General features: G+C 54.7%; 23 protein-coding genes and 1 riboswitch. Of the genes, 12 read left to right on the forward strand and 11 right to left on the reverse strand.

The features are described from left to right. Positions 1-85: 85 nt before the first annotated feature. A complete protein-coding gene (locus M0D42_RS09385) occupies positions 86-1,027 on the forward strand; it encodes an AbrB family transcriptional regulator (RefSeq protein ID WP_265021131.1) in 942 nt (313 codons plus the stop codon). After that, positions 1,027-3,624, forward strand: coding sequence for an aconitate hydratase AcnA (acnA, locus tag M0D42_RS09390; protein ID WP_265018351.1), 2,598 nt, complete (start codon positions 1,027-1,029; stop codon positions 3,622-3,624). The genes M0D42_RS09385 and acnA overlap by 1 nt, the downstream gene beginning before the upstream one ends. A gap of 410 nt (positions 3,625-4,034) precedes the next feature. On the opposite strand, the gene M0D42_RS09395 is transcribed toward acnA, so the two are convergent. Next, on the reverse strand, positions 4,035-4,346 hold the full coding sequence (locus tag M0D42_RS09395; protein ID WP_265018352.1) for an ETC complex I subunit: 312 nt from the start codon (positions 4,344-4,346) through the stop codon (positions 4,035-4,037). Between the two features lie 125 nt (positions 4,347-4,471). After that, a riboswitch (TPP riboswitch) is annotated at positions 4,472-4,592 on the forward strand. Between the two features lie 104 nt (positions 4,593-4,696). Between M0D42_RS09395 and thiC the strand changes: the two genes are divergently transcribed. From thiC to M0D42_RS09410, 3 genes are all read left to right on the forward strand, one after another. Further along, positions 4,697-6,490 carry a phosphomethylpyrimidine synthase ThiC gene (thiC, locus tag M0D42_RS09400; protein ID WP_265018353.1) on the forward strand — a complete coding sequence of 598 codons (1,794 nt, stop codon included), beginning with the start codon at positions 4,697-4,699 and terminating at the stop codon, positions 6,488-6,490. Between the two features lie 474 nt (positions 6,491-6,964). Further along, positions 6,965-9,157: an excinuclease ABC subunit UvrB gene (gene uvrB, locus M0D42_RS09405; RefSeq protein ID WP_419195935.1), complete on the forward strand. Its 2,193-nt coding sequence runs from the start codon at positions 6,965-6,967 to the stop codon at positions 9,155-9,157. A gap of 138 nt (positions 9,158-9,295) precedes the next feature. After that, the gene (locus M0D42_RS09410) at positions 9,296-9,559 is read left to right on the forward strand and encodes a hypothetical protein (protein ID WP_265018354.1); all 264 of its coding nucleotides are present in this window, start codon (positions 9,296-9,298) and stop codon (positions 9,557-9,559) included. Here the strand turns inward: M0D42_RS09410 and M0D42_RS09415 are convergent, their stop codons facing one another. Both M0D42_RS09415 and M0D42_RS09420 read right to left on the reverse strand, forming a co-directional pair. Next, positions 9,560-9,967, reverse strand: coding sequence for a universal stress protein (locus M0D42_RS09415; RefSeq protein WP_265018355.1), 408 nt, complete (start codon positions 9,965-9,967; stop codon positions 9,560-9,562). Positions 9,968-9,997: 30 nt separating this feature from the next. Continuing rightward, complete coding sequence (locus M0D42_RS09420) at positions 9,998-10,318, reverse strand: antibiotic biosynthesis monooxygenase family protein (protein ID WP_265018356.1); 321 nt, start codon at positions 10,316-10,318, stop codon at positions 9,998-10,000. Between the two features lie 135 nt (positions 10,319-10,453). On the opposite strand from M0D42_RS09420, the gene M0D42_RS09425 reads away from it, so the two are divergent. From M0D42_RS09425 to M0D42_RS09435, 3 genes are all read left to right on the forward strand, one after another. Then, positions 10,454-11,116 carry a hypothetical protein gene (locus M0D42_RS09425; protein WP_265018357.1) on the forward strand — a complete coding sequence of 221 codons (663 nt, stop codon included), beginning with the start codon at positions 10,454-10,456 and terminating at the stop codon, positions 11,114-11,116. A gap of 113 nt (positions 11,117-11,229) precedes the next feature. Then, positions 11,230-11,550, forward strand: a complete 321-nt coding sequence (locus M0D42_RS09430) for a hypothetical protein (RefSeq protein ID WP_265018358.1) — start codon at positions 11,230-11,232, stop codon at positions 11,548-11,550. 253 nt (positions 11,551-11,803) lie between these two features. Further along, the gene (locus tag M0D42_RS09435) at positions 11,804-12,769 is read left to right on the forward strand and encodes a LysR family transcriptional regulator (RefSeq protein WP_265018359.1); all 966 of its coding nucleotides are present in this window, start codon (positions 11,804-11,806) and stop codon (positions 12,767-12,769) included. A gap of 97 nt (positions 12,770-12,866) precedes the next feature. Here the strand turns inward: M0D42_RS09435 and M0D42_RS09440 are convergent, their stop codons facing one another. Beyond that, positions 12,867-13,301: a low molecular weight protein-tyrosine-phosphatase gene (locus M0D42_RS09440; protein WP_265018360.1), complete on the reverse strand. Its 435-nt coding sequence runs from the start codon at positions 13,299-13,301 to the stop codon at positions 12,867-12,869. Between the two features lie 67 nt (positions 13,302-13,368). Between M0D42_RS09440 and M0D42_RS09445 the strand changes: the two genes are divergently transcribed. Then, positions 13,369-14,061: an NAD-dependent deacylase gene (locus M0D42_RS09445; RefSeq protein WP_265018361.1), complete on the forward strand. Its 693-nt coding sequence runs from the start codon at positions 13,369-13,371 to the stop codon at positions 14,059-14,061. 28 nt (positions 14,062-14,089) lie between these two features. Here the strand turns inward: M0D42_RS09445 and M0D42_RS09450 are convergent, their stop codons facing one another. The 4 genes from M0D42_RS09450 to meaB all read right to left on the reverse strand — a co-directional run bounded on the left by M0D42_RS09450 (position 14,090) and on the right by meaB (position 16,566). Beyond that, positions 14,090-14,593: a copper chaperone PCu(A)C gene (locus tag M0D42_RS09450; protein ID WP_265018362.1), complete on the reverse strand. Its 504-nt coding sequence runs from the start codon at positions 14,591-14,593 to the stop codon at positions 14,090-14,092. A gap of 47 nt (positions 14,594-14,640) precedes the next feature. Then, entirely contained in the window at positions 14,641-14,988 is a 348-nt protein-coding gene (locus M0D42_RS09455) for a DUF2946 family protein (RefSeq protein ID WP_265018363.1), read from the reverse strand. Positions 14,989-15,100: 112 nt separating this feature from the next. Next, positions 15,101-15,391, reverse strand: coding sequence for a 50S ribosomal protein L28 (gene rpmB / locus M0D42_RS09460; protein ID WP_058315359.1), 291 nt, complete (start codon positions 15,389-15,391; stop codon positions 15,101-15,103). Between the two features lie 191 nt (positions 15,392-15,582). After that, positions 15,583-16,566, reverse strand: a complete 984-nt coding sequence (meaB, locus tag M0D42_RS09465; protein WP_265021133.1) for a methylmalonyl Co-A mutase-associated GTPase MeaB — start codon at positions 16,564-16,566, stop codon at positions 15,583-15,585. Positions 16,567-16,752: 186 nt separating this feature from the next. On the opposite strand from meaB, the gene hrpB reads away from it, so the two are divergent. Then, entirely contained in the window at positions 16,753-19,188 is a 2,436-nt protein-coding gene (hrpB, locus tag M0D42_RS09470) for an ATP-dependent helicase HrpB (RefSeq protein ID WP_265018364.1), read from the forward strand. A gap of 75 nt (positions 19,189-19,263) precedes the next feature. Here hrpB and argF read toward each other — a convergent pair whose 3' ends face one another. Together argF and M0D42_RS09480 are read right to left on the reverse strand one after the other, a co-directional pair. Beyond that, entirely contained in the window at positions 19,264-20,190 is a 927-nt protein-coding gene (gene argF, locus M0D42_RS09475; RefSeq protein WP_265018365.1) for an ornithine carbamoyltransferase, read from the reverse strand. Between the two features lie 12 nt (positions 20,191-20,202). Continuing rightward, positions 20,203-21,381: an aspartate aminotransferase family protein gene (locus M0D42_RS09480; protein WP_265018366.1), complete on the reverse strand. Its 1,179-nt coding sequence runs from the start codon at positions 21,379-21,381 to the stop codon at positions 20,203-20,205. Between the two features lie 334 nt (positions 21,382-21,715). Here M0D42_RS09480 and M0D42_RS09485 point away from each other — a divergent pair, with 334 nt between their 5' ends. Continuing rightward, positions 21,716-22,615: a DMT family transporter gene (locus M0D42_RS09485; RefSeq protein ID WP_265018367.1), complete on the forward strand. Its 900-nt coding sequence runs from the start codon at positions 21,716-21,718 to the stop codon at positions 22,613-22,615. Between the two features lie 170 nt (positions 22,616-22,785). After that, entirely contained in the window at positions 22,786-23,367 is a 582-nt protein-coding gene (locus tag M0D42_RS09490; protein WP_265018368.1) for a GcrA family cell cycle regulator, read from the forward strand. A 75-nt stretch (positions 23,368-23,442) separates the two neighbouring features. On the opposite strand, the gene M0D42_RS09495 is transcribed toward M0D42_RS09490, so the two are convergent. Next, positions 23,443-25,554 (reverse strand): S8 family peptidase, encoded by a 2,112-nt coding sequence (locus tag M0D42_RS09495; RefSeq protein ID WP_265018369.1) that lies wholly within the window; start codon positions 25,552-25,554, stop codon positions 23,443-23,445. Between the last annotated feature and the right edge of the window lie 117 nt (positions 25,555-25,671).

The raw sequence follows: 25,671 nt of genomic DNA on the forward strand, positions 1-25,671 counted from the left end.
AGTTAATATCGAGCCATCCGCGACACTTGTAATTGCCGCGACTGGAGGTTGGCTGGTCTCATTAACTAGCATTCCTCTCGGCTGGTTGATCGGCTCGATGCTGAGCGTCGTCGCCATGTCGCTTTTCAAAATCCCGGTACATCAACCGGGCCGGGTCATGCCCTTTGTAAGAGCGTCAGTCGGCACGATGTTGGGCGCTTCCGTGACCCTAGGTGTGCTGCAATCGTTAACGGATTTGTGGCCGTCTTTTGTCTTTATGGCGGCTGTGATGTTGCTGGGCGGCTTCGTAAACTACCAGCTTTTGCACCGCTCTTTTTCATTCGGGAAATCTGAATCCGCACTGTGTTCGGTTCCCGGTGGGATTGCCGAAATGATCCTATTGAGTGAAACCACAGGCGGGGAGCAATGGCGGGTTGCGATCGTACATGCGGTACGCATTGCTTTGGCGATCCTGCTTATTCCGATCTTGATTGGATTCATCACTGAAAACGAAATCGTCCGAGGCGGTGGTCCGGTCCTTCCCGATATGAAATGGGGCGACGCCTTCTGGTTCGTGATCTGTATTGCGGCGGGGCTGTTGTCTCAGAAGCTGAAATTCATTCCTGCCCGTATTGTGCTTGTGCCCATGCTAGTATGTAGCGTTCTTCATGTCACCGGCGTTACCAACTTTGTGGTCCCGACGCAGCTGTCAAACGTGGTGCAAATTTTCATCGGCATCAACGTAGGGGGTCGCTTTGCTGGGGTTTCCACCAAGCTTTTGATGCAGGTGATGCTGGCGGCGGCCTGTATCGTTATGGTCCAAATCTGCTTCGCATTTGGTTCCGCCATTGTTGGCGCTGGCATCTTGAATGCTGATCCCATCACGCTGGCCTTGGCCTATTCTCCCGGCGGGCTTGCTGAGATGTCGATGATTGCCATCGCCTTCGGGCAAGAGGTCGCGATCGTCGGCTTTCACCACATCGCGCGTGTTCTTGGCGCATTGTTTACCGCGCCACTTATTCTGAAATCCTTGACTAGGAGGCCCTGATGTTTCCTCGGCAAACCGTTCAAACACCAAGCCAATCTGTCCAGTGCGTAGATCTACCCGGAATTCTCGGAGATCGCCTCCCACATCTGCCGCATGTGCTGCGCCTTTTGGCGGAAAACCACGTGCGGGCGGGTGCAAGCCTTGAGGATCTGCGCGTCGCGTTGGATGGGTGGCTCTTACGGAAGCCGTCGCAAGCAGAGCTATCTTTCCGACCCAACCGAATTTTGATGCATGACACGACCTGCACACCGGCGCTGGCCGATATTGCGGGCCTACGGGACGCCGTCGCGGAAGCGGGTGGTGATCCAAGCAGCCTTACACCGACTTTGCCAGTGGAGGTGTCTGTCGACCACTCCTTGGCAGTCGACGTCTATGCCCAAAGCGATGCAAGCGTGATCAACCGTCGCAATGAAATCACCCGGAACCGCGAACGTTATGCTTTTATGAAATGGGCATCAGTGAACATGGATGGGGTGACGGTGAATCCTCCGGGCACCGGGATCATGCACACGATCAACCTTGAACAGCTGGCGACTTTGTTGGTGATCGGCGAAGATCGATTTGCGCATCCTGATATGTTGCTGGGCACAGACAGCCACACGCCAATGATCAATGGGATCGGTGTATTGGGTTGGGGCATCGGCGGCCTGGAAGCAGAAAGTGTGATGTTTGGCCAAGCCGTTTCTCTGGCCGTACCTGAAGTAGTCGGGGTGGAACTGATCGGGGCGTTGAAAGCCGGGGTCACACCAACCGACTTGGCGTTGGTGGTCACCCAAAAGCTGCGCGAGATTGGCGTGGCCGGTAACTTTGTCGAATTTTACGGGGCGGGGGTGTCGAACCTTTCAGCAGATGCGCGTTCTGTGATTGCCAACATGGCGCCAGAATATGGGGCCTCAACCGGGTTCTTCCCCGCGGACGAAGAGGTGATTAGCTATCTGTGCCGCACGGATCGTCCTGATACGCTGACCGGCAGCATAGAACCTGTGTTCAAGGCGATGGGGCTTTGGTTTGACCCGGCAGAGCGTCCACGATTTGACCGCAGCATTGTCATTGATCTGGATAGTATTGGCACCAATATTGCAGGCCCACGCCGCCCGCAGGATTGCTGTGCTCCAAAGGATGCACTTGCCCGCATAGAACAAGCGATTGGTCGGAAGCTAAAAGACTTCCCTGCGGGTTTTGATCGAGATGCAGGCGAAGTGCCAGACGGCGCCATTGGGGTTGCTGCGATCACCAGTTGTACGAACACGTCTGACCCACGGCTGTTAGTCTCTGCTGGTCTGTTGGCGCGCAAGGCGCGGGCTTTCGGCCTGCGTCCGCCGCATTGGGTGAAGACGTCGCTGGCACCGGGATCTCCTTCTGCACGGGCATATCTGGAACGGGCGGAGCTGACGGGAGATTTGGATTCCGTTGGGTTTTCCATCGTGGGCTTTGGTTGCACGACTTGTATTGGCAATCCGGGCCCTTTGCCCGAAGTGATTGAAGATGCACTCGGCGAAAAGAAGGCCATCCCGGCGATCCTTTCTGGTAACCGCAACTTCCCGGGCCGTGTGCATCCGAAGCTTGATCTTGGTTATCTCGCGTCACCCCCTTTGGTCGTGGCATATGCGCTGAAGGGCAGCATTCAAGGGGACATTCTTAGCGACCCGATCGGTCAATCTGCGGATGGTAAAGACGTCTATCTGACAGATATCTGGCCCGACGAGGCCGAGATTGATGCCGCGCTGAACAAAGGCTTTGAACCCACCGACGTGCCGCAGGCCTTCTCAGAAGCGTGGCGCAGCAAACAGTGGGACGATATTGAAGCACCTAAAGCCGCACAATTCCCGTGGAGTGCTGGGTCGCGCTATCTGCGTCGTCCGAAGTTTGCCTCTTTGGATGAAACCTCGCGCCTTGGTCACTATCAGGCCGCGCCGCTTCTGGTGCTGGGGGATGACATGACCACAGACCACATCTCCCCAGCAGGTTGGATTGATCCAAACAGTGAAGCGGGCGATTGGCTGATTGAACGCGACGGCGATCCTAAAGACCTAAACGTCTATGCCGCCTATCGCGGCAATTGGGAGGTCATGGTGCGCGGCCTCTATACCAACCGTTTGGCCACCAACTATCTTGCCGAAGGTTTGGCCCCGCCACAGACCGTCCTGGAGGATGGGTCTATACACCCTGTTTACGCGGCCTCTCAAATTCTTGCGGAACGCGGGCAGTCCATCGTGATCCTTGCGGGTGAACGCTATGGCATGGGGTCCAGCCGAGATTGGGCCGCGAAGGGTGCTGCACTTTTGGGCGCGCGCGCGATCATCGCGAACGGGTTTGAGCGGATTCACCGCACCAATCTGATTGGGATGGGGGTTCTGCCGCTTCAGATCATTGATGACTTTGTCCCCAAGGATGCAGGCGTAACTGCCGCTGACCGCCTTGAAGTGAACATCGCCAATGAGGCCCTGACACCTTTGCTGGAAACACAGGTAATCCTGCACGCTGCGGATGGAACCAAACGCCCAATTAAATGTCGTGCTGCTGTGGAGACACATCAGGAAGTAGCTACTCTGCAGAAGGGGGGCATCCTGTCGGCGATTTTACGGAAAACAAACTAGGAGTTGCATAAATTGCAGAGAAACCGATTAGCCACAACTTGGTATTTCCATTCAATCTTATGTCTGGTTTGGCTGGTCAGCTGACAAATTCGCGGACGCAGCGAATGTCTGCTTTCCGCCGTTTTCGCTTGCTCAATAGCCCTGAGTACTTTCGGACTGCATTCATTTTCAGTCGTGCGTTTCTTAGCTCCGCCTTTTGCCCGAAGAGCTAAATTCGATCGGCTCACATTTGAAAGAAGCAGAGCTGTTACTCCGCAGAAAATCACTACAAATCCGATCGAAGTACTTTAACCGCCAATAATAAATACATTGTCCGCTGGAACCAAACGGCGGCAAACACCAATTTTCTTAAAGTTCGCGAAATCTTTATCCCGATTTCGAGACAACTTTATCCCGATCTACAGCAGGCTCTAATGCGTCCAGGGACCTTTACGATCAGTGGCGAAGTTCTCGCCATACCCGCCCGCGCGAATGTTCGCTTTGCGCTTATGCGGCTCTGTGACCGTTGCTTCGATGCCGTGTTCCTTGGCGTAGTCCAAGGCCGCTTCTTTTGAAGAAAAACGCAACTTCACTTGAGATTGCGTGTCATCAGAACTGGTCCATCCCATCAAAGGATCAATGTCACGTGCAGAGGACTGCGCGTATTCCAAAACCCAAGTCTTGGTTTTGGCCTGACCAGAAGTCATTGCATTGCGGGCTGGCTGGTAGATGCGAGCGATCATCAAAGGCTTCCTCTTCTTGAAAACACTTATCTGCAATTTGTCAGGTTCAGACAAGACCAGAATGTCTCCTTCGATCAGGCCAATGGTCGCAACGGCTTGACCGCACAACCTTGCCGAGAATATCAAGGCCCTACGCAGGGGTGTCCCGCAAAGGACTGAGAGGCGGATACGGGCGAATGCCCAGCGACGCGACCCTTTGAACCTGACCCAGTTGATACTGGCGTAGGAAGCTAGGAACGCATCGCGACAGGCTTAGGGCCAATCCGACTGTGGTATCTGATTAGGGGTAATCCCCCTCGCCTCCCCGCCCTAATTCATCTGGTGTCCTTTGCAAATTGGAGGAGACCAAAATGAACGTCCCAAATCCCAAAATCACCACTGGTGCACTTCCTGCATCCAAAAAGATCTATGTCGAAGGGGTGAACTTCCCAGACATTCGCGTGCCCATGCGCGAAATTTCTACCCATCCGACTGCCGGTGAAGCGCCGCTGCCGGTCTATGACAGCTCGGGCCCTTATACAGATCCAGACGTCCTGACCGACATCCGCGAAGGCTTGCCAGCCCTGCGCGAAGACTGGATCAAAGCGCGCGGCGATGTTGAAGAATACACGGCACGTGCAGTCAAGCCGGAAGACAACGGATTTGTCGAAGGCGATCGCTTGGTTGCCGAATTCCCTAATCTTCGCAAACCTTTGCGTGCGAAAGACGGCAAAGCGGTCACGCAGTACGAATACGCGCGCCAAGGCATTGTCACACCTGAGATGGAATTTGTCGCCATCCGCGAGAACCAACTGCGTGAAACCGCGCCCTGCCATCGGGATGGGAACGACTTTGGTGCCAACATTCCAGACTACGTGACACCAGAATTTGTGCGAGATGAGATTGCAGCCGGTCGCGCCATCATCCCGGCCAATATCAACCACCCGGAAATCGAACCGATGATCATCGGTCGCAATTTCCTTGTGAAAATTAATGCCAACATGGGCACCTCGGCTGTGACCTCTTCCATGGAAGAAGAAGTCGACAAGCTGGTCTGGGCGATCCGCTGGGGCGCGGACACTGTGATGGACCTCTCAACCGGTCGCAATATTCACAACACACGTGAATGGATCATCCGCAACTCACCTGTGCCTATTGGCACCGTGCCGATCTATCAGGCACTGGAAAAGGTAAACGGTATTGCCGAAGACCTGACCTGGGACGTCTTCCGCGACACGCTGATTGAACAGGCGGAACAGGGTGTGGACTATTTCACCATCCATGCTGGCGTGCGCCTGCACATGGTGCCAATGACGGCGAAACGCGTGACTGGCATCGTGTCGCGCGGCGGCTCGATCATGGCGAAGTGGTGCCTGCATCACCACAAAGAGAGCTTCCTTTATGAACATTTCGGCGAGATTGCGGACATCTGTCGTCAGTATGACGTGTCATTCTCTTTGGGGGATGGCCTGCGCCCGGGCTCTATCGCGGATGCCAATGATGAAGCTCAGTTTGCCGAACTCGAAACTCTGGGCGAATTGACCAAGATCGCTTGGGAAAAAGGCTGCCAGGTGATGATCGAAGGCCCAGGCCACGTGGCCATGCACAAGATCAAAGAGAACATGGACAAGCAGCTGGAGTGTTGCCACGAAGCGCCCTTCTACACGCTTGGGCCACTGACAACCGACATTGCACCGGGCTATGACCACATCACATCTGGCATCGGCGCGGCGATGATCGGTTGGTTTGGCTGCGCAATGCTGTGTTACGTGACACCAAAGGAGCATCTGGGCCTGCCAGATCGTGATGACGTAAAAACCGGCGTGATTACCTATAAGATCGCTGCCCATGCTGCGGACTTGGCCAAAGGGCTGCCCGGCGCACAACGCCGAGATGACGCTCTGTCACGCGCACGGTTCGAATTCCGTTGGGAAGATCAATTCAACCTGTCGCTTGACCCGGACACAGCGCGCGCGTTCCACGACCAGACTTTGCCGAAACAGGCCCATAAGGTTGCGCATTTCTGTTCGATGTGTGGACCGAAGTTCTGCTCCATGCGGATTTCCCACGACATTCGGGCCGAGGCGCAGAAGGAGGGCATGGAAGCCATGGCTGCGAAGTTCCGTGAAGGCGGTGAACTTTATGTCCCTGTAAAAGAAGACTGAATCAGAAAGCCCCCAAGTTTTGGCTTGGGGGCTTTTCCATGCCTGCAAGTCTTGGTTGCCGAACCGTCCACGGGGAGCGAGGGGTATGTGTGGGCCATCCAGCAACCAAGCGCTGCTTGCCTAAAAACTATACTAATGAGAAAATGAGAATGGCAACTAGGTTTGCAATAAATGTTCACAAAGCCGATCATTTCTTTGCAAAAATTTCAATGAAACCGATTGCGGTTTCCGCAAGATTTCTCGAAACAGTGAACAGACCAATCCGATATAAAATCAATAGGTTACCCACGGTAAGCTTTTGACCAATTAGTAAGGCGTTGGAACGCCTCTTCTGCGACATTCGGTCTCAGTCCAGAATTTCGAGTTCTCCTGACAATAATTGACAGTTTTTCTTAGCCTACGGGTCTTTGTGACCGACTTCGACTTGCGCTTGACGCGTTTCGGTTCAAATTATGGGCAACGAAGGGATTCCAAATGAGCTCTGCCCAACCAGATCAGCAAATGCCCATGACGCAAACGCTACCGCACCGGCGCGAAAAGCTGGAAGGTGGCAAGCAATTCATAATGCATACTGAGTTTGCTCCTGCGGGTGACCAACCAACGGCAATCACCGAATTGACGGGTGGCATTGCAGACGGCGAACGGGACCAGGTTCTACTGGGGGCGACAGGGACAGGTAAGACATTCACGATGGCGAAAGTCATTGAAGAAACCCAGCGCCCTGCCATCATCCTCGCGCCGAACAAGACACTGGCAGCCCAGCTCTATGGCGAGTTCAAAGGTTTCTTCCCTGAGAATTCCGTCGAGTATTTTGTGTCTTTTTATGACTATTACCAACCCGAAGCCTATGTGCCCCGGTCTGACACCTATATCGAAAAAGAAAGTCAGATTAACGAGCAGATCGACCGGATGCGCCACTCCGCGACCCGTGCGTTGCTGGAACGCGATGATGTGATCATCGTTGCCTCGGTCAGCTGCATTTACGGCATCGGTTCGGTTGAGACTTATTCGGCCATGACGCAGGATCTGCACGTCGGCAAAGACTACGATCAACGTCAGGTCATGGCCGATCTGGTTGCACAGCAATACCGGCGCAATGATCAGGCCTTTCAGCGGGGATCATTCCGTGTGCGCGGCGACAGTCTGGAAATCTTCCCGGCCCACCTTGAGGACCGAGCATGGCGTCTGTCATTCTTTGGTGAAGAACTTGAAAGCATCACCGAATTTGACCCGCTAACGGGCGAAAAGACGGACGATTTTGAGAAAATCAGGGTCTATGCGAACTCGCACTATGTGACGCCCAAACCAACCCTGAATCAGGCCATCGTCAACATCAAACAAGAGCTGAAACTGCGACTTGATCAGCTGGTCGATGAAGGCAAACTTCTGGAAGCGCAGCGTCTTGAACAGCGCACCAACTTTGATCTGGAGATGCTGGAAGCTCAGGGCTTCTGTAACGGGATCGAAAACTATTCGCGTTACCTGACTGGCCGCGCGCCGGGCGAGCCGCCGCCTACCCTGTTTGAGTTCATTCCAGACAACGCGATTGTCTTTGCCGATGAGAGCCACGTTTCTGTTCCTCAGATCGGCGGCATGTATCGCGGCGACCACCGCCGTAAGTTCACTTTGGCCGAACACGGCTTCCGTCTGCCATCTTGCATGGATAACCGTCCGCTCAAGTTTGAGGAATGGGACGCGATGCGTCCTCAGTCGATTTTTGTGTCAGCGACGCCGGCCGCATGGGAGCTGGAACAATCTGGTGGTGTCTTCACTGAACAGGTGATCCGCCCAACAGGGTTACTTGATCCAGAGGTCGAAATCCGCCCTGTGGAAATGCAGGTCGATGACTTGCTTGATGAAATCCGCAAGGTCACAGCGGATGGCTTCCGCACTTTGGTGACAACCCTCACCAAGCGAATGGCAGAAGACCTGACGGAATACCTGCATGAGCAAGGCATCAAAGTCAGATACATGCACAGCGATATCGACACGCTGGAACGCATCGAAATCCTGCGCGATCTACGCCTTGGCGCATTTGATGTCCTAATCGGGATCAACCTACTGCGTGAGGGGCTGGACATCCCAGAATGTGGACTGGTCGCCATTCTGGACGCTGACAAAGAGGGTTTCCTGCGCTCTGAAACCTCGCTGGTTCAAACCATTGGCCGCGCAGCACGAAACGCCGATGGGCGGGTAATCATGTATGCCGACAAGATGACCGGCAGCATGGAGCGCGCACTAAAGGAAACCAACCGCCGACGCGAAAAACAAATCGCTTATAACGAAGAGCACGGCATCACCCCGGCGACAGTAAAAAAGAACGTCGAGGACGTCCTTGCCGGCCTCTATCAGGGCGACACAGACATGTCGCGTGTCACAGCGACCATCGATAAACCGATGCACGGTGCAAATCTGGAAGCGCACCTCAACGGGCTTAAGGAAGAAATGCGCAAAGCTGCGGAAAACCTTGAGTTCGAAGAAGCGGCGCGCCTGCGTGACGAAGTCAAACGGCTCGAAGCTGTGGATCTCGCAGTTGCAGATGATCCTTTGGCGCGTCAATCGGCCATTGATGCAGCGGCAGAACAGGCTGTGAAGAGCAGAGGCCGCTCCACCGCTGGCCGTCCAGGGCAGCGCGGCGGGAATGTTTCTCGCCGCCGTGGGCGGTAGGGCGACAGATCCGACTGCACGTAGAATTTCACTTTTCAGAGATTATGTGGATAATCAGCAGGCTGAGCGGCAAAACTGCTCAGCTAGGCTCTTAACTGAGTGCTAAAGGAATATGATCGCCACCAATTGAGAAACGCGATGAAATTTGCGGTCCATCTTTTGATTTCAGTGCAACTTGTCTTATGGGCAGGCTACATGGTGGTCGCCTATCTTGCGCCCGATGAAAAACTGCCTGCGCAAACACTGGAAGGGTTTCTCTTCCTCTGCGTTGTGGCAATTATCCTCTGCTTTTTTCCTGCCCTCAGAATGGCGCGCAGCTATGAGATGCAGCCATTTGCCTTCATCATTGCAAGTTTGCCGATTATTGCGGTTGCCGCGATCGTGATCATCCAGTTGATCTAGCTATCTGGCAACATGCACCGCGCATCTCACATGGCGCACGACAAAGGCTGCCGTACTGCCAAGATTAAACTCATGCACACCGGGCTTATGAGACGACATGACCACACAGTCGATCTTATTGTCTCTGATCCAATTCAAGATCACTTTACCCGCATTGCCCTCGACCACTACGCCGCGCGCATTGGGTAGGCCCGCCGCCATTTCTTCAAGTGAGGCTTCAATCGAGGCTTTGGCCTCATCCTGATAGCCTTTTGGAAAGTAGGACTTCGCATAGCCGGGTACCGGCCCCATGACATGCAGCAAAGTTACCACCGCGTCGGGGCAAGCAAGTGACGATGCTGCGCGCAATACCTTCTCTGTCCCCTGCTCTTCTTCAAAGGATACAGGTACTAAAATGTTGTTATACATGGCTCTCCCTCATCCCCATGTAGCGACCTTTCAGTCAAAGACCTCCTGCACGTCATACATCACTGGCTCAAAGGTTTTACACAAAGTGCTAAATTTACGTGACCAATCACGCATTTCTGGCGCGCGAAGCATGGCAAGGAAGTTATCTCTCGTCTTCCATTGCGAATAATTGGCAATTCGTGTCTGCGCGTCGTTCACGTGCAAACCAGCTGCAATAAACCCGGGCTGCTTTGAGATGAATTGCTGATAGGCGGTAGTCAATTCATCCATCAAATCCTGACATGTTCCGGGCGTCACCTCGAATGTCGTGATAACTGTCTGACGATCTTCACCTATTTTGATTGTTGGCATTTTGACTTCCTTCTTGACTACCCTCAGCCTAGCGCCCGTAAAGCCAGACCGCCAAGCGTTTTCTCAACGCCAAAAAGGTCATGCTTAATCCTTTATTTACGAATATTTATCAGACTACCCCGGCGAGGGGAGCCGATGCGAACCATCTGGATCATAACCTTTCTGGCTATGGCTTGCTCGGCCAACGCAGGCCCCTGGTTGCGCCCGGATGGGGACGGATTCATGTCTCTGGACAGCATTGGATCCATTGGGCGTGATCAGGGTGACCTGAGCGCATATTCCGGGCTATTTGCCGAATACGGGCTGTCAGATATCACAACATTCGGCTTCGTCGGGGGTATTGATCAAGCCAACAACGGCAATGCAACGGCTTACCTGAAGTGGCAGGGTCCAGCGGTTTCAGAGAACTGGATCACGGCATTTAACCTGGGACTTGGAGCAAATTTCGATGCGGATGGCTCCCACCCTCATCTGAGAATTGGCACCTCGCTGGGCCGCGGAGGTCTTTTCCAAACTCAACGAGGCTGGACGCAATTCGACGCTTTTCTGTTGATCGGATCAGGGCAGCAGATAAGGGCGAAACTAGAAGCAACTCTGGGTACGCGTGGGGCGAAAGACTGGATTTATCTGCTGCAACTATTTGCGCAGTCAAATACAGAAAACGGATGGGATTATGAGCTGGCTCCGTCCATCGCAGTGCCACTTAAGAGGAAGCGCCATCTGCAGATTGGATTGTTGGCCAACACACAAGACGTGGGGCGCATTGGGCTGAAAGCCGCTCTCTGGAACGAATTCTAACAGAATGTTCGAATAACAATCACTTGAGTGCCTCTTTGAGATTTCGAATTTCTCAGGCATAATAGGGCCAGCAGTACCACGAGCAAAAGCTCGGGCCACAAAAGAGGCAAGAAATGAGAAACCTGATCGGTAGCGCCCTTCTGGCGATGATGATCCTCCCTGTCGGACCTATGCCTGCAGAGGCTGGCCCTATTTCTTCGGCCTGTATCAAGTCCGACCGAAAAGCAGCCACCCGGCGCATGTGTAACTGTCTGCAAAGCGTGGCAAACGGCGAATTGAATCGCACGGATCAGCGCCTCGCGGCGACCTTCTTCAAAGATCCCCACAAGGCGCAGGAAATTCGGCAATCCGACCGACGTAGCCATGAGAAATTCTGGCTGCGTTATAAGGGCTACGGCCAGACAGCTGCCGCCCTATGCAGTCGCCACAGCTAAGCTAGGACAGCATTTCGAAGCGGCTGACTGGCAGTGCATGGATTGTCTCACTGACCTTGCCGCTCCGTCGGATGTCTCGCAGCATTTCGCTTACAATTTCTATTGTGTTCGCCTCGTCATGCGGCGGCGGGCCCCTAGTCTTTTAAGATAGTGAGCCGCTGCAAGAGACCTCCCGTCGGAACAGAATTGAAAATTTCATTTGACCGCTCGCCGCACTAGTTTCACAAAAGGTAAATCTAGCGGGAGAGAGACGATGCTGACCAAAGGGGTGACCCTGCGTGGTTTGGAAGTGTTTGAAGCCTTGGCGGCCAGCGGTTCAGTAGCTCAGGCCGCGGATGCTACGGGGCTGAGCCAACCGGCTGTCAGCCAGCAAATCCGCAACCTTGAAACGGCGCTCGGCGCACCTCTTGTTGACCATGGTAAGCGCCCCATGCAACTGACACCTGCAGGCCGCTCTTTCCTTGGCCGTACTCAGGCTGTTCTGTCGGAATTGCGTCTCGCGCAGTCTGAATTGACAGTCATGGATCTGTCGCACATCAGCTCCATGTCGATCGGTATTATCGATGACTTTGACAACGACATGACCCCGCGTTTGGTGACCACTCTCGCCGAAAGCCTCACCAAATGTCGTTTCAAGATGATCACCGCAAGCAGCAACGATATCGCCGAGATGATGCGAGACCGACACCTGCACATGGGCATCACCGCAACATCCGGGGAAGTTATTGATTATGCAATGGAATACCCGCTTGTGCGCGATCCATTTATTTTGGTTACACCGACCGCTATGGCACCGAAAGGTGCTGATGTCATCAAAGTCATGCAAGAGCTTCCCTTTGTGCGATATGAGCGCGAACAACTGATCTCTCGTCAGATCGATGCCCATTTGGCGCGATTGAAACTGGAGTTTCCTGAGCGTTTCGAAATCGGCAGCAACTTGGCACTTATGGCCTGTGTTTCGCGGGGGATTGGTTGGGCGATCACAACGCCACTGGGCTATATGCGCGCTGTACGCTTCCACGATCAAATCACCGCGCACCCGCTTCCGTTTGCTCATTTCTCGCGTCAGATTTCACTGCTCGCGAGCCCGGATTTCGCCGACAAAGTCCCACGCGACTTGGCGCAGTCCTTCCGCACGATGCTACAAGATAAAATCATCAAACCAAGTCTGCGCACGCAACCGTTTCTGGCCGGAGAATTCAAACTTCTACCCAACTGATTCTTTCGTTTTTGCAAAACTCTGCGAAAGAGTTGGCAAGCAAGGTTGCTTTGTCGTTGTGCAGAACGAAATCCGCGCAGTTTTGGGAAATCGAAAGTTAATCTGAAATTTCTGCCTGAAGCCCCCGAGAGCATATCTCGATCAGGTCCAATGCCCCATCAAAATCGCGGGTGTAGTAGGGATCAGGCACTTCTTGCATACCCGTCTCTGGGGCGTAGTCGGTGAAACACCTCACAGGCGTCTCATTCCCGCTTGGGCGCAGGCGTTCAATATCTGCCAGATTAGAGGCGTCCATACCGATGATCAGGTCAAACCGATCAAAATCCTGCGCTGTGAACTGCCGTGCCCGCAGATCGCTAAAGTCATAACCACGCCGCTTTGCAGCTTCTTGCATCGGACCATAAGGTGGCTTGCCCACATGCCAACCCGCGGTGCCAGCGCTGTCAGTAATGGCTGTAGACATTTCACGAAAGACCCCTTCTGCAGATGGGCTGCGACAGATGTTGCCCAGACAGACAAATAGGACTTTCATAACGGCTCTCCGGTTCTACGATGCAACCCAGATAGCGCGAGCCATCATGGCAAAGCAAGGAGACCCCATGACCAATATTGTAATCCTGACTGGCGCGGGCATTTCCGCTGAAAGTGGGCTAGGCACCTTTCGAGATGAAGGCGGTCTTTGGGCGCAGCACCGGATTGAAGATGTCGCCACACCAGAGGGTTTCGCGCGCAATCCTCAACTTGTGCATGATTTCTATAATGCCCGGCGCGCGCAGGCAGCTGAAGCGCAACCAAATGCGGCGCATGCCGCTCTGGCAGATTTGGAAAATCAACTTGATGGCGACGTGCTGATTGTCACTCAAAATGTTGATGACCTGCATGAAAAGGCGGGAAGCCGAAATGTGGTTCATATGCATGGTGCTCTCAACAAAGCGCTTTGTGCGGTGTGTGATCACCGCTGGGATGCACCATTGCTCATGGCACCTGAAGATGCCTGCCCCCGGTGCAATGCTCCTTCTACGCGCCCGGATGTCGTATGGTTCGGAGAGATACCTTATGCCATGGAAGATATCGCTGAGGCGCTATCCAAAGCAGATGTATTTGTCTCCATCGGAACCTCAGGTGAGGTCTATCCCGCTGCCAATTTTGTCGCCGAGGCAGATCATTTCGGGGCCCATACTATTGAACTCAACCTAGAGCCATCGGCGGGCGCATCGCGTTTTTCTGAATGCCGTTTTGGACCGGCAAGCGAGACTGTTCCGACGTGGGTGACCGAAGAGCTGAAAAGATAAGGCCGGGTCTCCCCGGCCTTTGCTTTGCTTAATGGTGATCGTGATCGCTGTGTGCATCCTTGTCGTGTTCGCCGTGACCACCATGCATGGCCTTCCGCTCCAGATCGACTGGGATGGTCACTTCAATCTCACCGGCCTGTTCAAAGACCAGAACCGCTTTGACTTCATCGCCGTGATCAAGAGGCGTGTTCAGCCCCATAAACATCACATGATCACCACCACGTGCAAGCACGTGTGAGCCGCCTGCCGGGATCACAAACCCCTCTTCGACGTGCAACATCTTCATGACGCCATCACCTATATCTTTGTGGGTGTGCAGCTCGTTTTTCACAGCGATATCTGTGCTGACAGAGATCAGTCTATCATCGGTGTCGCCCATATTGTGGATTTCCAGGAAGGCAGCACCGGCTTTAGCAGCCTTAGAAGCGACGCGCGCGTAGGCGTCTTTTATCATGATTTTGCTCTCTGCCAGCGCAGGGGAGGTCAAAACAAGGGAGGCCACAGCAGCCAGCGCAAAGGATTTGAAAGACATAGCTTTCTCCGAATTCTTAGAATGTATGTTTGAATAGTGGTTGGACTTCAAACAGCGCGCGGTGGGGCCCGCGCGTTCACACGCAATATGCGCTGCGCAGCAACCAAAGCGACCTTTGGCGGCGTCAATAGGGAGAACACAAGCTGATCAGGCGCTGCGACGCGAGGCTCTGCATCAGGCAGTCCCAATGCCAATAGAGTGCAATCCAGGCAATGGTGCTGAGGCGCGGTAGGTTCGCCATTCGCATCGACCGCAATGATGACAGTGTGTTGCCCTGAACAAAGCTCCATCGTGCCCACGCTCATCGGCATACCACGCGCCATCGCCATGCCCTGCCCGGTAAGGGCCATGAGCGCGATCAGGAAGACGCTGATATGAAGGCGAAGCCGTGTCATCAGGCCGTATATAGGCCCCGAAGACTGGTAATGAAAAGCGACAAAACGCAACAGCCCCGCCTGATGTCAGGCGGGGCGTGCTTCACTGTCCAGTGAGAAGAAAGCGAAAAGCTTAAGCTTGTGCAGCCTGTGCTTTTGCGATTTCTTTTTTAACTTTAAGAGCGTTTGCAGACAGCTCAGTGTCCTTGGCTTTCGCCAGGAACGCATCCAGACCACCGCGGTGATCTACGGAACGCAGAGCAGATGCAGAGATACGCAGTTTAACGCCGCGACCCAGAGTTTCGGATTGCAGTGTCACGTCGTTCAGGTTCGGCAGGAAACGACGCTTTGTTTTGTTGTTGGCGTGGCTGACATTGTTGCCAGTCATCGGGCCTTTTCCGGTCAGTTCGCAACGGCGCGACATAGGATCATCCTCGTTTTACGGTCTACGGGGAAAGAGACCCCGTTAAAGCAAAAAGGCGCCGCCACGGGCAGCACCCAGAAATTCGTTGGGCGTCTTTAGGCCTGAATCTGGGCGGCGTCAAGTGATTCACGACAATGAAATGACACTCGGGCAGAGGAAAATTCATTTTCGCCTTTTGCGCGCCCTGCCCCTTACTTCTTTCGAATATCCAGTGCGCTCAGAACCTTATCTGCCGCTGCAGAAGGCGTGATCGCCTGCTGAGCCACCTGCGCTGCCAATTCCGCGATTTGCGCCTTTGCATCACCTGTCTCAAGCTGCGCCAAGACGCCTTGTTTTACTTCCTCATGGAACCAGAACTGCGCCTGCGCATCGCGACGGCCATCCCAATGCCCATTATCACGTCGCCAATCGGTCAACTCTTCCATCTGCGCCCAGGCATCCGCGAGTCCCTGCTCTTCCAGAGCTGAGACCGTCATGGCCTTTGGGAAGCCCTCTGGGTCTTGAGGTCGCTTCCTGAGAAGCCTCAGCGCGCCGGAATAGTCAGCACAGGTACGCATCGCAGTGGTTTTCAGATCGCCGTCTGCTTTGTTCACGAGGATCAGGTCCGCCATCTCCATAATACCGCGCTTCACACCCTGCAGCTCATCACCACCGGCCGGAGCCAACAGCAGCAGGAAGAGATCCGACATCTCAGCCACAACAGTTTCGCTTTGACCAACGCCGACGGTTTCGATCAGCACTACATCAAAGCCAGCCGCCTCACAAAGCGCCACAGCTTCGCGTGTGCGGCGTGCCACGCCACCAAGGTGGGTCTGGCTTGGGGATGGGCGGATAAATGCGTTTTTATCGCGCGACAGGCGCTCCATCCGGGTTTTGTCGCCCAAAATGGACCCACCAGAGCGCGCCGAAGAAGGGTCCACCGCCAGAACAGCGACCCGTTTGCCCTGCGCGGTCAGGAACATGCCAAAGCTTTCAATAAAAGTAGACTTACCGACACCCGGAGTCCCTGAAAGGCCAATCCGCAAAGCCTGCCGTCCCGCACCGCGCAGTGCCTCAAGCAATTCCGCTGCTTTCGCCCGATGATCAGCCCGTCCGCTTTCCACCAAAGTGATTGCCCGCGCCAGCGCCCGGCGATCCTGCTTCAAAATCCTGTCACGAAGCTCTGCGATGTCCATGGGGCGGCCCTGTTCATGTATTGGTTCTGGATCGAGTTCATGCCCTGAGCTCTGCCCCATTGTCTACCCCGTTCCCGACGATTGGCCTATGCTTGCGCGACAATGACGCTGGGTTTGAGGATTTAGCGCTTCCTGAGAGAACCGTTTGTGGCTTTACCCGCGCTGATGCATTCGGGATAAGGCGGTATGACAACCCTTCCCATTCACGAGGCCCTCCCAGACTTGATCGCCGCTCTGACAGAGCGCGGGCGCGCGGTGCTGCAAGCGCCTCCGGGTGCGGGTAAAACCACCGTGGTTCCTTTGGCGATGCTGGAAGCAGGGATTATCGATGGCAAGATCGTGATGCTTGAGCCGCGCAGGCTGGCGGCCCGTGCCGCAGCGGAACGGATGGCTCAGACATTGGGAGAGCCCGTTGGCCAAACGGTGGGCTACCGCGTGCGTGGCGAGGCCAGGACCTCCAAATCCACAAAAATAGAGGTGGTCACCGAGGGCATCCTAACCCGAATGATCCAGTCAGACCCTGAACTCGCAGGGATTGGCGCTGTCATCTTTGATGAATTCCACGAACGTTCGTTGAATGCCGACCTTGGATTGGCGCTTTGTCTGGAAATTGCAGGCGCCCTCAGGGACGATCTGATGCTTCTCGTCATGTCAGCAACGCTTGACGCTGAACCGGTTGCAGCTTTGATGGATGAGGCGCCGATGGTGACTTCAGCCGGGCAAAGCTATCCGGTTGAAACACGCTGGCTTGAGAAACCTCTACGCAAAGACGACCGGCTGGAAGACGCCACTGCGCGACTGATTGAACAAGCGGTTTCAGAAACTGAAGGCGGTGTGCTTGTCTTCCTGCCCGGTGAAGGCGAGATCCGCCGGACAGCCCAGCGGCTGAAGCTACCGGCGGATTACCATGTGCACACGCTCTTTGGCGCGATGGACTTCAAAGCGCAACGTGCCGCAATCCAGCCAGCCACATCTGGGCGCAAGGTTGTTTTAGCGACATCAATCGCGGAAACCTCTCTGACGATCCAGGACGTGCGTGTGGTTGTGGATGCGGGGCGTGCGCGCCGGGCGCGGTTTGATCCGGGGTCCGGCATGTCGCGGTTGGTGACCGAAAAAGTCACCAAAGCCGAAGCTACCCAACGCAAAGGTCGTGCGGGTCGCGTGGCCAAGGGGATTTGCTATCGCCTTTGGACCAAGGGTGAAGAAGGTGGGCTGATGCCTTTCCCTCCGGCTGAAATCGAAGCCGCAGATTTGGCTGGACTGGCGTTGGAACTGGCCGCCTGGGGGACAACACCTAAGGATTTGCCGTTTTTGACCCAACCTCCTTCTGGCACATTTGCAGAAGCTCAAAGGCTGCTGCAAATGCTCGGCATCCTCGATGACAGCCTCCGTATCACAGAACATGGCCAGTCCGTTGCACGCATGCCGCTGCACCCGCGCCTTGCCCATATGCTGGCGATTGCCGGCCCCAAAGCCGCGCCCCTGGCGGCGCTCTTAGCTGCGCGCGATCCCCTTGCGCGGGGCGCGCCCGTTGATCTTTCGCTGCGGGTCGAAGCTATCTCGGATCTCAAACGGTTCGAACAATCCCGCCCCTATCAGGTCAATCGCGGCGCGCTGCATACGATCCGCGATGAAAGCAAGCGATTAGCGCGTCTGGCCACGACAGATGCCGACCTCTCGCTCGCCGAGATGGCAGTGCTGGCTTATCCAGACCGGATCGGTCTGCGCCGTAAAGGCGATGCCGCCCGGTATGTCCTGTCAGGCGGCAAAGGCGCCATTTTGGATGATGGTGATCCAATGGCCGTAGAACGATTGATTGTCGCCACCGATCTTGATGGCAATCCAAGAGAGGCGCGTATTCGTCAGGCGATTGCGATTTCCGAAGCTGAGGTGCGCGGGCTGTTTGCTAATCAAATTTCTTGGCAAAAAACCTGCGCATGGTCCAAACGCGATGGTCGCGTCGTGGCGCGCCAACAGGAAATGCTAGGCGCTGTCGCTCTGGACGATCGCATTTGGAAAGGCGCGCCAGAGGAAGAGATGGCCCGCGCCATGCTAGAGGGTGTCAGAGATATCGGTTTGCGCCCAAGCGCCGCTGCGCAACGATTTATCGCACGCGTCGAACTTGTGCGCGCCGCAGGTCAAGACCTGCCGCAGATGACCGAGGAGACCTTGTTGAGTGACCTGGAAACTTGGCTGTTGCCGCATATCAGCGGGATCAAAACAGCAGACCAGTGGAAGAGGTTCGACATTCTAGATGCGCTCCGAGCGATGCTCGACTGGCCGCAGATGCAACTGGTCGACAGGATCGCACCCGCGCATTTCACCACGCCCCTCAACCGCCAAATCCCAATTGATTATTCCGGCGAACACCCGGAAATCACTTTGCGCCTGCAAGAGATGTTTGGTCAAAAGACGCATCCAATGGTGGGCAATACCCCTTTGAAAGTGACCCTGCTTTCCCCTGCCCAGCGCCCGGTGCAAACAACAATGGACATCCCAGGCTTCTGGGCAAGCAGCTACTCGGACGTGCGCAAAGACATGCGCGGGCGTTATCCAAAACATCCGTGGCCCGAAGACCCCACCGAAGCTGATCCCACCTTAAAAGCGAAACGGCGCTCTTAAGCGCCGCTCCCCCAATTTCTCTTTGTCTAAATACCTTGGGGTCCGGGGCAACGCCCCGGGTGGTTCAGAAAAAGCTCACTTACCCAAGCACCAGCGCATCACCGCCTTTTGCGCGTGCAGACGGTTTTCGGCTTCATCAAAGATCACCGAATTGGGCCCATCCATAACGGCATTGGTCGCTTCTTCATCACGGTGTGCAGGCAGGCAGTGCATGAACAGCGCGTCAGATTTGGCGTGCGACATCAGCGCTTCGTTCACCTGATAAGGACGCAGTTGATTATGGCGACGCTCGCGTGCGGATTGCGGATCATGCATGGACACCCATGTATCGGTCACAACCAGATCAGCGCCTTCAACCGCCTTGAGTGGATCGCGTTCGATCTCAATCTTGCTGCCCTTAGAACGCGCAAGATCGATGAATTCCTGTTCTGGATCTAGTGTTTGTGGACCAGTAAAGGTCAGGTCAAACCCAAACTGACCCGCTGCGTGGGCAAAGCTCGCGAAGACGTTATTGCCGTCCCCTGACCAGACAACCTTTTTGCCTTTGATCGGGCCATTGTGCTCTTCAAATGTCAGGATGTCCGCCATGATCTGGCATGGGTGCGTCCGGTCGGTCAGACCGTTGATCACCGGCACGTCCGCGTATTCCGCCAGTTCCAGCAGGGTTTGCTCTTCAAAAGTTCTGATCATGATCAAATCGACATATCGGCTGAGTACACGCGCTGTGTCAGCAATGGTTTCGCCATGGCCGAGCTGCATCTCTTTGCCAGACAGCACCATGGTCTGACCGCCCATCTGACGCACACCCACATCAAAAGACACGCGGGTCCGGGTGGAGGGTTTTTCAAAGATCAGTGCAACCATTTGGTTTTCAAGCGGGCGATCCGCGTCAGGCGTGCCTTTTGACAGGCCTGCCCGCGCCGTTTTCATGGCTTTCGCGTTATCGATAATCGCACGCAGATCCGCAGGATCGGTTTTGTGAATATCCAAAAAGTGGTTCATCGTGCTTATCCTTTAGAGTGTCTTTTCAACGGCTTGGGCAGCATTGGTCAGTCGTACAAGCGCTTCGTTGATATCTTCGTCTGTGATGTTCAAAGCGGGTAGCAAGCGGATCACATTGTCCGCAGCCGGGATCGTAATCAGATCGGCGTCATAGGCCGCCTGCAACACCGCCCCCATATCGGCTTTACATTTGATACCCAGCATGAGGCCAGAGCCACGTACGGTCTCAAACACCTCTGGATGCGCCGCCACGAGACCTTCCAGTTTTTGTTGCAGCAGGCCTGATTTCCGGTTCACTTCCTCCAAGAAAGCTGGCTCTGCAACGATGTCCATCACCGCATTACCGACGGCGCAGGCCAGAGGGTTGCCGCCATAGGTCGACCCGTGGGTTCCAGCAACCATGCCGCTTGCGGCTTCTTCAGTTGCCAAAACGGCCCCCAGTGGGAAGCCGCCACCTATGCCCTTGGCAACCATCATGATGTCAGGAGAGATTCCGGCCCATTCGTGAGCAAAGAGCTTACCTGTCCGCGCGACGCCGCACTGAACTTCATCCAAGATCAACAGAACGCCCGCGTCGTCACAGATGTCACGCACGGCTTTCAGATCTGCGTCATCCATCGGGCGAATCCCACCCTCCCCCTGTACAGGCTCCAGAATAACGGCACCGGTTGTTTCGCTGATCGCATCTTTCAATGCTTCCAGATCACCCCAAGGGATTTGGCTGAACCCAGGAAGAAGCGGCCCAAAGCCCTTTGTCATCTTCTCAGAGCCCGCCGCGGCGATGCCTGCGGAACTCCGGCCATGGAAAGCACCTTCAAAACCGATGATATCCGTCTTCTCAGGCTGGCCTTTTTCAAACCAGTACTTCCGCGCCATTTTCACGGCGAGCTCGCAGCTTTCCGTGCCAGAGTTGGTAAAGAACACCGTATCAGCAAAGCTCGCTTCAACCAGCTTATCGGCCAATGCCTGTTGCTGTGGAATTTCATAGAGATTGGAAACGTGCCAGATCGCGTTGGCCTGACTTGTCAGTGCGTCCACCAGCGCTGGGTTCGCATGACCCAGCACATTCACGGCAATACCAGCACCAAGATCTAGAAAACGTCGGCCATCTGCCTCAGTTACCCAGCTGCCTTCGCCTTTGACGAAGTTAAGAGGTGCCCGATTATATGTCGGCAGAACAGAGGAAATCATGGTCTGGTCCTTGTAGTGAAGCCCTTGAATGCAGGCGCGGTGAAACAACGGCGTGCAATAGCTGGGCTATGGTGTCAATGAGTGAACTTTGGATTGCGGCGCATTTGCGCATATTTTGCAAAGATACGATTAGAAAATCGCAAGATGATGTCGCTCAGACCTTGTCGCGAGACAGAGGGTTGAGGGTCAGCGTCGGAATCGTCGGATTCGAATATGGCTGGTTTTGATCATCATAGATGACCCTATACGGTGCGCTTTCAATTTTGAGAAGCTTTTTCTTTGCCGCGCGCATGCAACGCTTGTGAGAGCATTCGAAACACCCTAACGAATTCTCATGAGCACCACCGAGAGCAACACAGAGCAGAAACCCATCCTGGCTGCCGCACTGACCGTTTTGGCCTCCTCTTTTGTGGCCGGGACCACGTTATTGGCCAAAGCTCTGGGAACCGATGCGCTCGGCACCCCCTTGAATGCCTTGCAAGTCAGCCAGGGGCGGTTTCTGTTTGCCTTCATGGCGATCTCCTTGGCCGTTGCTGTGCTGCGCCCCAAATTCACAAGGCCCGCGATTGGCACGCATATCCTGCGCTCCACTCTTGGTTGGGGCGGCGTCACACTGATGTTTGCGGCGGCAGCGTTCATCCCACTAAGCGATGCGACAGCGATCAGCTTTCTGAACCCGGTCTTTGGTATGCTCTTCGCGATACCTTTCTTGGGTGAAAAAGTTGGTCCTTGGCGCTGGCTTTCAGCTTCAATCGCCATCGCAGGAGCAATCGTGCTCATGCGCCCGACCTCTGGCGTTTTGGAATTCGGCGCATTGCTGGCTTTGTCTGGCGCCGTCCTTCTTGGCGTAGAAGTCACCGTCATCAAAAAACTGACCAATCGTGAAGGCCCTTTGCAAATTCTCTGGGTGAACAATCTGATTGGTCTCTGTATTTCGACCACGGTGGCCTCTTTTGTTTGGATTTCGCCAAGTCCCATGCAATGGGCCGCACTCGCAGGGGTGGGTCTGTTAATGGCGGCTGCACAGAGCTGTTTCGTCAACGCTGTCCGACTTGGAGACGCGAGTTTCGTCGCCCCCTTCTTTTATACAACGCTGGTCTTCGCTGCGCTTTACGATGGGGTGATCTTTGGGGTGATCCCCGACGCGGTGTCCTATTCTGGCAGCGCGATGATCCTGCTGTCTGCGGCGCTATTGGCTTGGCGAGAAACAAAACGGACCAAGGTCCAGAGCTAACGTGGCTTCAAAAGCTGATTTCGTGTCAGATTCTGACGCTCTTGACCCCGACATTCCGAATCAATGCCTTGTAACTGCCGGTGGGGTGACTAAAATAGGCCTCTGACAGAGAATTTTGGAAGCGGACCCTGGTCCAGCCGGGGCGCCGCTTCTTTTGTAAGGGAATAGGCATGTCCTGGACTGACGAGCGCGTAGAGATCCTGAAGAAAATGTGGGGCGAAGGCCAATCCGCAAGCCAGATCGCAAAAGAACTGGGCGGTGTAACCCGCAACGCGGTGATCGGTAAGGTTCACCGTCTTGGCCTGTCTAACCGGGCAGGTTCCGGCGGTGCAAAGGCAGAGGCGAAACCAAAAGCAGAGGCGAAGCCAAAGAAGGCAGCGCCGAAGCCTAAGGCGGAACCAAAGGCTAAGCCAGTTCCTGAAATGAAAACTGAACCGGCAGTGCCGCCGCGTCCAGCGGGTGCAACCAACCGCAAGGCGATCATTCCTGCAGGCCAGCCGCTGCCACCGCAACCGTCTGCGAATGAGATCAGCCCGGAAGCGCTGGCAAAAGTGAACGAAGTTGAGAAGAAAGCGAAGAAGCTCTCTTTGATGGAACTGACCGAACGTACATGCAAGTGGCCAGTAGGTGATCCGGCAACAGAACACTTCTGGTTCTGCGGTCTGCCGGTACAAGCGGGTAAACCTTATTGCGAAGCGCATGTTGGCGTGGCCTTCCAGCCTATGTCCTCGCGCCGTGATCGTCGCCGTTAAAGCATTCGACATTCGGAATGAGAAAACCCAGCCTTTTGGCTGGGTTTTTTGTTGAGATATATTGTTTCTGATTGATCAGAACCGCTTGGTATAACTCACCACCAATCCGGTCTCACGTTCCCCGGCAATATTTCCCCGGTTCTGGGCATGGGCGACAGAGAACCCAAGTGATGCCCCGCGAGACAGCGGGCGTTCATAGGTCAGCTCTAACCTTAGCTCGCGCTTATCCGGCGCCAGATCAATCGGAATGGACTGGAACGCAACTTTCCCATCGTCTGACCGGACCGGCAGATTCAATGAGGTCTGCCCGCGGGTCACCGCTGCTGGCAAAGCAAGTGAAACTTTGAAGCTGTCATCACGTGCAAAAGTGTTGCGTCGTGTAAGCGATAAGGCGGCGGTATTCATCAGAACATCGGATGACTGACCAATAACAGAGGTCTCTCGACCTGTCGCATAGCCAACTTCAAACATAAGCTCAGACAACGGGCTGACATCTGCAGAAAGCGCCATGCCGGCTGAGAAAATCTTGGACTGCGTGCCGCCGTTCCAATCAGAGAGCAAGCCGCCGGTGTCTCCACCAAATGCGGTATTCACCTCAAGGGTCGCACCATCCAGATCAAACGACCGGCTTGCTCCAAATCCAAAGGAATCCGCACCGGTTTCAGGACGTTGATAGAAGGCAAAACTGATATCGCTGTCGCCCCATTGCATCGGGATGTGCTGCCCATCTCCAAAGAAAGCCGCGGAACCATAGCTGGCATTTTGAACAGCACCGAAGTTGCTGACATCATTCAGAGAGAAAAGCGACTGACGGGATGCGTCCACGACCATCGAAGACGCTTCAATTGCGAATTGTGCAGCCAATGTATCCTGACTGATAACATTCACGCCTTTAAGCGCACGAGAGACCGCATCACCGCTTGCACCACCGGTGACAACAAGCGGGGTCTCAGGATTAATTTCTGCGCCGCTGGAAGTCACAATTGTCGATTGCCCAATCGGCAAAAGCGCAGCGGCAACATCAAGGAAGCCATGACCCCATTCTGAGCTGTATTCATGTTCAAAGCCGGGAACGAGTTCGACGGTTCCTGCGGAGGTAAATCCCGCGAAGTCGTTGTCAGCAGACGCCAACAAGCGAATACGCAGCTCTTGATGCGTCATCGTCGGAAAGGCTTCAGCCATTAGCGCAAGTGCACCTGCAATTGTTGGCGCTGCGTAGGACGTCCCTGTTCCGATGGAATAAGAAGTGTTTGAGGTTGAATCCGCACCTGTCCAGGTGCCATCAGCTGCAAGACACCATTCCGCGGCTTCCAAACATGCACCTGAGATACGCGTAGCGGATACGATATCATCACCGGACAGAGTGGCGATACCGTTCACGACGGCAATCCAGCTCTCTTCCAAGTCAGGCTCTAGAATGGGCAAACCCGGCATCAGCCCAACGGAAGTGATGCTGGTATCATTGTCGATTGAGAAAAGAACGATCCCATCCTGCGCGTAGGTTTTGAGCGCATTCAAATAGTTGGCTCCAACGGTGTTTCCGAAAATCGTATTGTAACTTGTCGTATCGGCATTCATGCCGACAAAGCCCCAAGAGTTGTTATATGCAACGGCTCCAGCAGTGGTCGCCGCGTTCACGGTCGCCGCCAAATTGGATAAGCCCCATTCGCCTAAAATCAGATTGGCACCTGGTGCGACGCCAGTCATCGTCGATGAACTTCCGGCTGCGATCGATGCGACGAAGGTCCCGTGATCTTCAACTGCAAGCCCCGTACCCACAGTGGTCGCCCGCCCTGCAAAGGCTTCGTGTGTGGTTAGGAACCCGTTGTCCGTGATGGCAATCGTTTCCCCTGCCCCGGTCAGACCGGCAGCGTGGGCATAGTGGACTCCTGCCGCCTGCAGTGGGTTTCCTGCGAGGTCAGTGCCGGGATCATAGCGATTGTTGCTGTTTAGGTCATAATAGTAGTTTTGTTGACGATACCGCACATCATTGTTGATGAGATTATTGGCAGCTGTCCTAACACCATCAAGGTTGTCCAAAAACGAAGCCAGCAAAGTTGCGCTTGTTGTAAATGGCAAGAGCGTGCTGCCGCTTGAGGACCCACTCAGATCATCCTCCCCGCTACACCCGGCAAGCAGGGTTGATCCAAGCACGACAACAGCCAAGTTTCGAATCGATCGGTTCACTTAAATTTTTCCCTCAAAAGGCATCTGTCTTCGCAGATAAAGTCACAAATCTATGAGCTCTTTCTACTACAACCATGCCTAGAAAAAAGAGGCCGTTTTAAGGCGAACTGACATTCT

The organism is Cognatishimia activa (assembly GCF_026016445.1).
GTDB lineage: Bacteria > Pseudomonadota > Alphaproteobacteria > Rhodobacterales > Rhodobacteraceae > Cognatishimia > Cognatishimia activa_B.

Bases quoted from the DNA above. Each gene is read 5' to 3' on its own strand.
- acnA (WP_265018351.1), top strand. From the start codon at position 1,027: ATGTTTCCTCGGCAAACCGTTCAAACACCAAGCCAATCTGTCCAGTGC.
- M0D42_RS09395 (WP_265018352.1), bottom strand. From the start codon at position 4,346: ATGATCGCTCGCATCTACCAGCCAGCCCGCAATGCAATGACTTCTGGT.
- thiC (WP_265018353.1), top strand. From the start codon at position 4,697: ATGAACGTCCCAAATCCCAAAATCACCACTGGTGCACTTCCTGCATCC.
- uvrB (WP_419195935.1), top strand. From the start codon at position 6,965: ATGAGCTCTGCCCAACCAGATCAGCAAATGCCCATGACGCAAACGCTA.
- M0D42_RS09410 (WP_265018354.1), top strand. From the start codon at position 9,296: ATGAAATTTGCGGTCCATCTTTTGATTTCAGTGCAACTTGTCTTATGG.
- M0D42_RS09415 (WP_265018355.1), bottom strand. From the start codon at position 9,967: ATGTATAACAACATTTTAGTACCTGTATCCTTTGAAGAAGAGCAGGGG.
- M0D42_RS09420 (WP_265018356.1), bottom strand. From the start codon at position 10,318: ATGCCAACAATCAAAATAGGTGAAGATCGTCAGACAGTTATCACGACA.
- M0D42_RS09425 (WP_265018357.1), top strand. From the start codon at position 10,454: ATGCGAACCATCTGGATCATAACCTTTCTGGCTATGGCTTGCTCGGCC.
- M0D42_RS09430 (WP_265018358.1), top strand. From the start codon at position 11,230: ATGAGAAACCTGATCGGTAGCGCCCTTCTGGCGATGATGATCCTCCCT.
- M0D42_RS09435 (WP_265018359.1), top strand. From the start codon at position 11,804: ATGCTGACCAAAGGGGTGACCCTGCGTGGTTTGGAAGTGTTTGAAGCC.
- M0D42_RS09440 (WP_265018360.1), bottom strand. From the start codon at position 13,301: ATGAAAGTCCTATTTGTCTGTCTGGGCAACATCTGTCGCAGCCCATCT.
- M0D42_RS09445 (WP_265018361.1), top strand. From the start codon at position 13,369: ATGACCAATATTGTAATCCTGACTGGCGCGGGCATTTCCGCTGAAAGT.
- M0D42_RS09450 (WP_265018362.1), bottom strand. From the start codon at position 14,593: ATGTCTTTCAAATCCTTTGCGCTGGCTGCTGTGGCCTCCCTTGTTTTG.
- M0D42_RS09455 (WP_265018363.1), bottom strand. From the start codon at position 14,988: ATGACACGGCTTCGCCTTCATATCAGCGTCTTCCTGATCGCGCTCATG.
- rpmB (WP_058315359.1), bottom strand. From the start codon at position 15,391: ATGTCGCGCCGTTGCGAACTGACCGGAAAAGGCCCGATGACTGGCAAC.
- meaB (WP_265021133.1), bottom strand. From the start codon at position 16,566: ATGGACATCGCAGAGCTTCGTGACAGGATTTTGAAGCAGGATCGCCGG.
- hrpB (WP_265018364.1), top strand. From the start codon at position 16,753: ATGACAACCCTTCCCATTCACGAGGCCCTCCCAGACTTGATCGCCGCT.
- argF (WP_265018365.1), bottom strand. From the start codon at position 20,190: ATGAACCACTTTTTGGATATTCACAAAACCGATCCTGCGGATCTGCGT.
- M0D42_RS09480 (WP_265018366.1), bottom strand. From the start codon at position 21,381: ATGATTTCCTCTGTTCTGCCGACATATAATCGGGCACCTCTTAACTTC.
- M0D42_RS09485 (WP_265018367.1), top strand. From the start codon at position 21,716: ATGAGCACCACCGAGAGCAACACAGAGCAGAAACCCATCCTGGCTGCC.
- M0D42_RS09490 (WP_265018368.1), top strand. From the start codon at position 22,786: ATGTCCTGGACTGACGAGCGCGTAGAGATCCTGAAGAAAATGTGGGGC.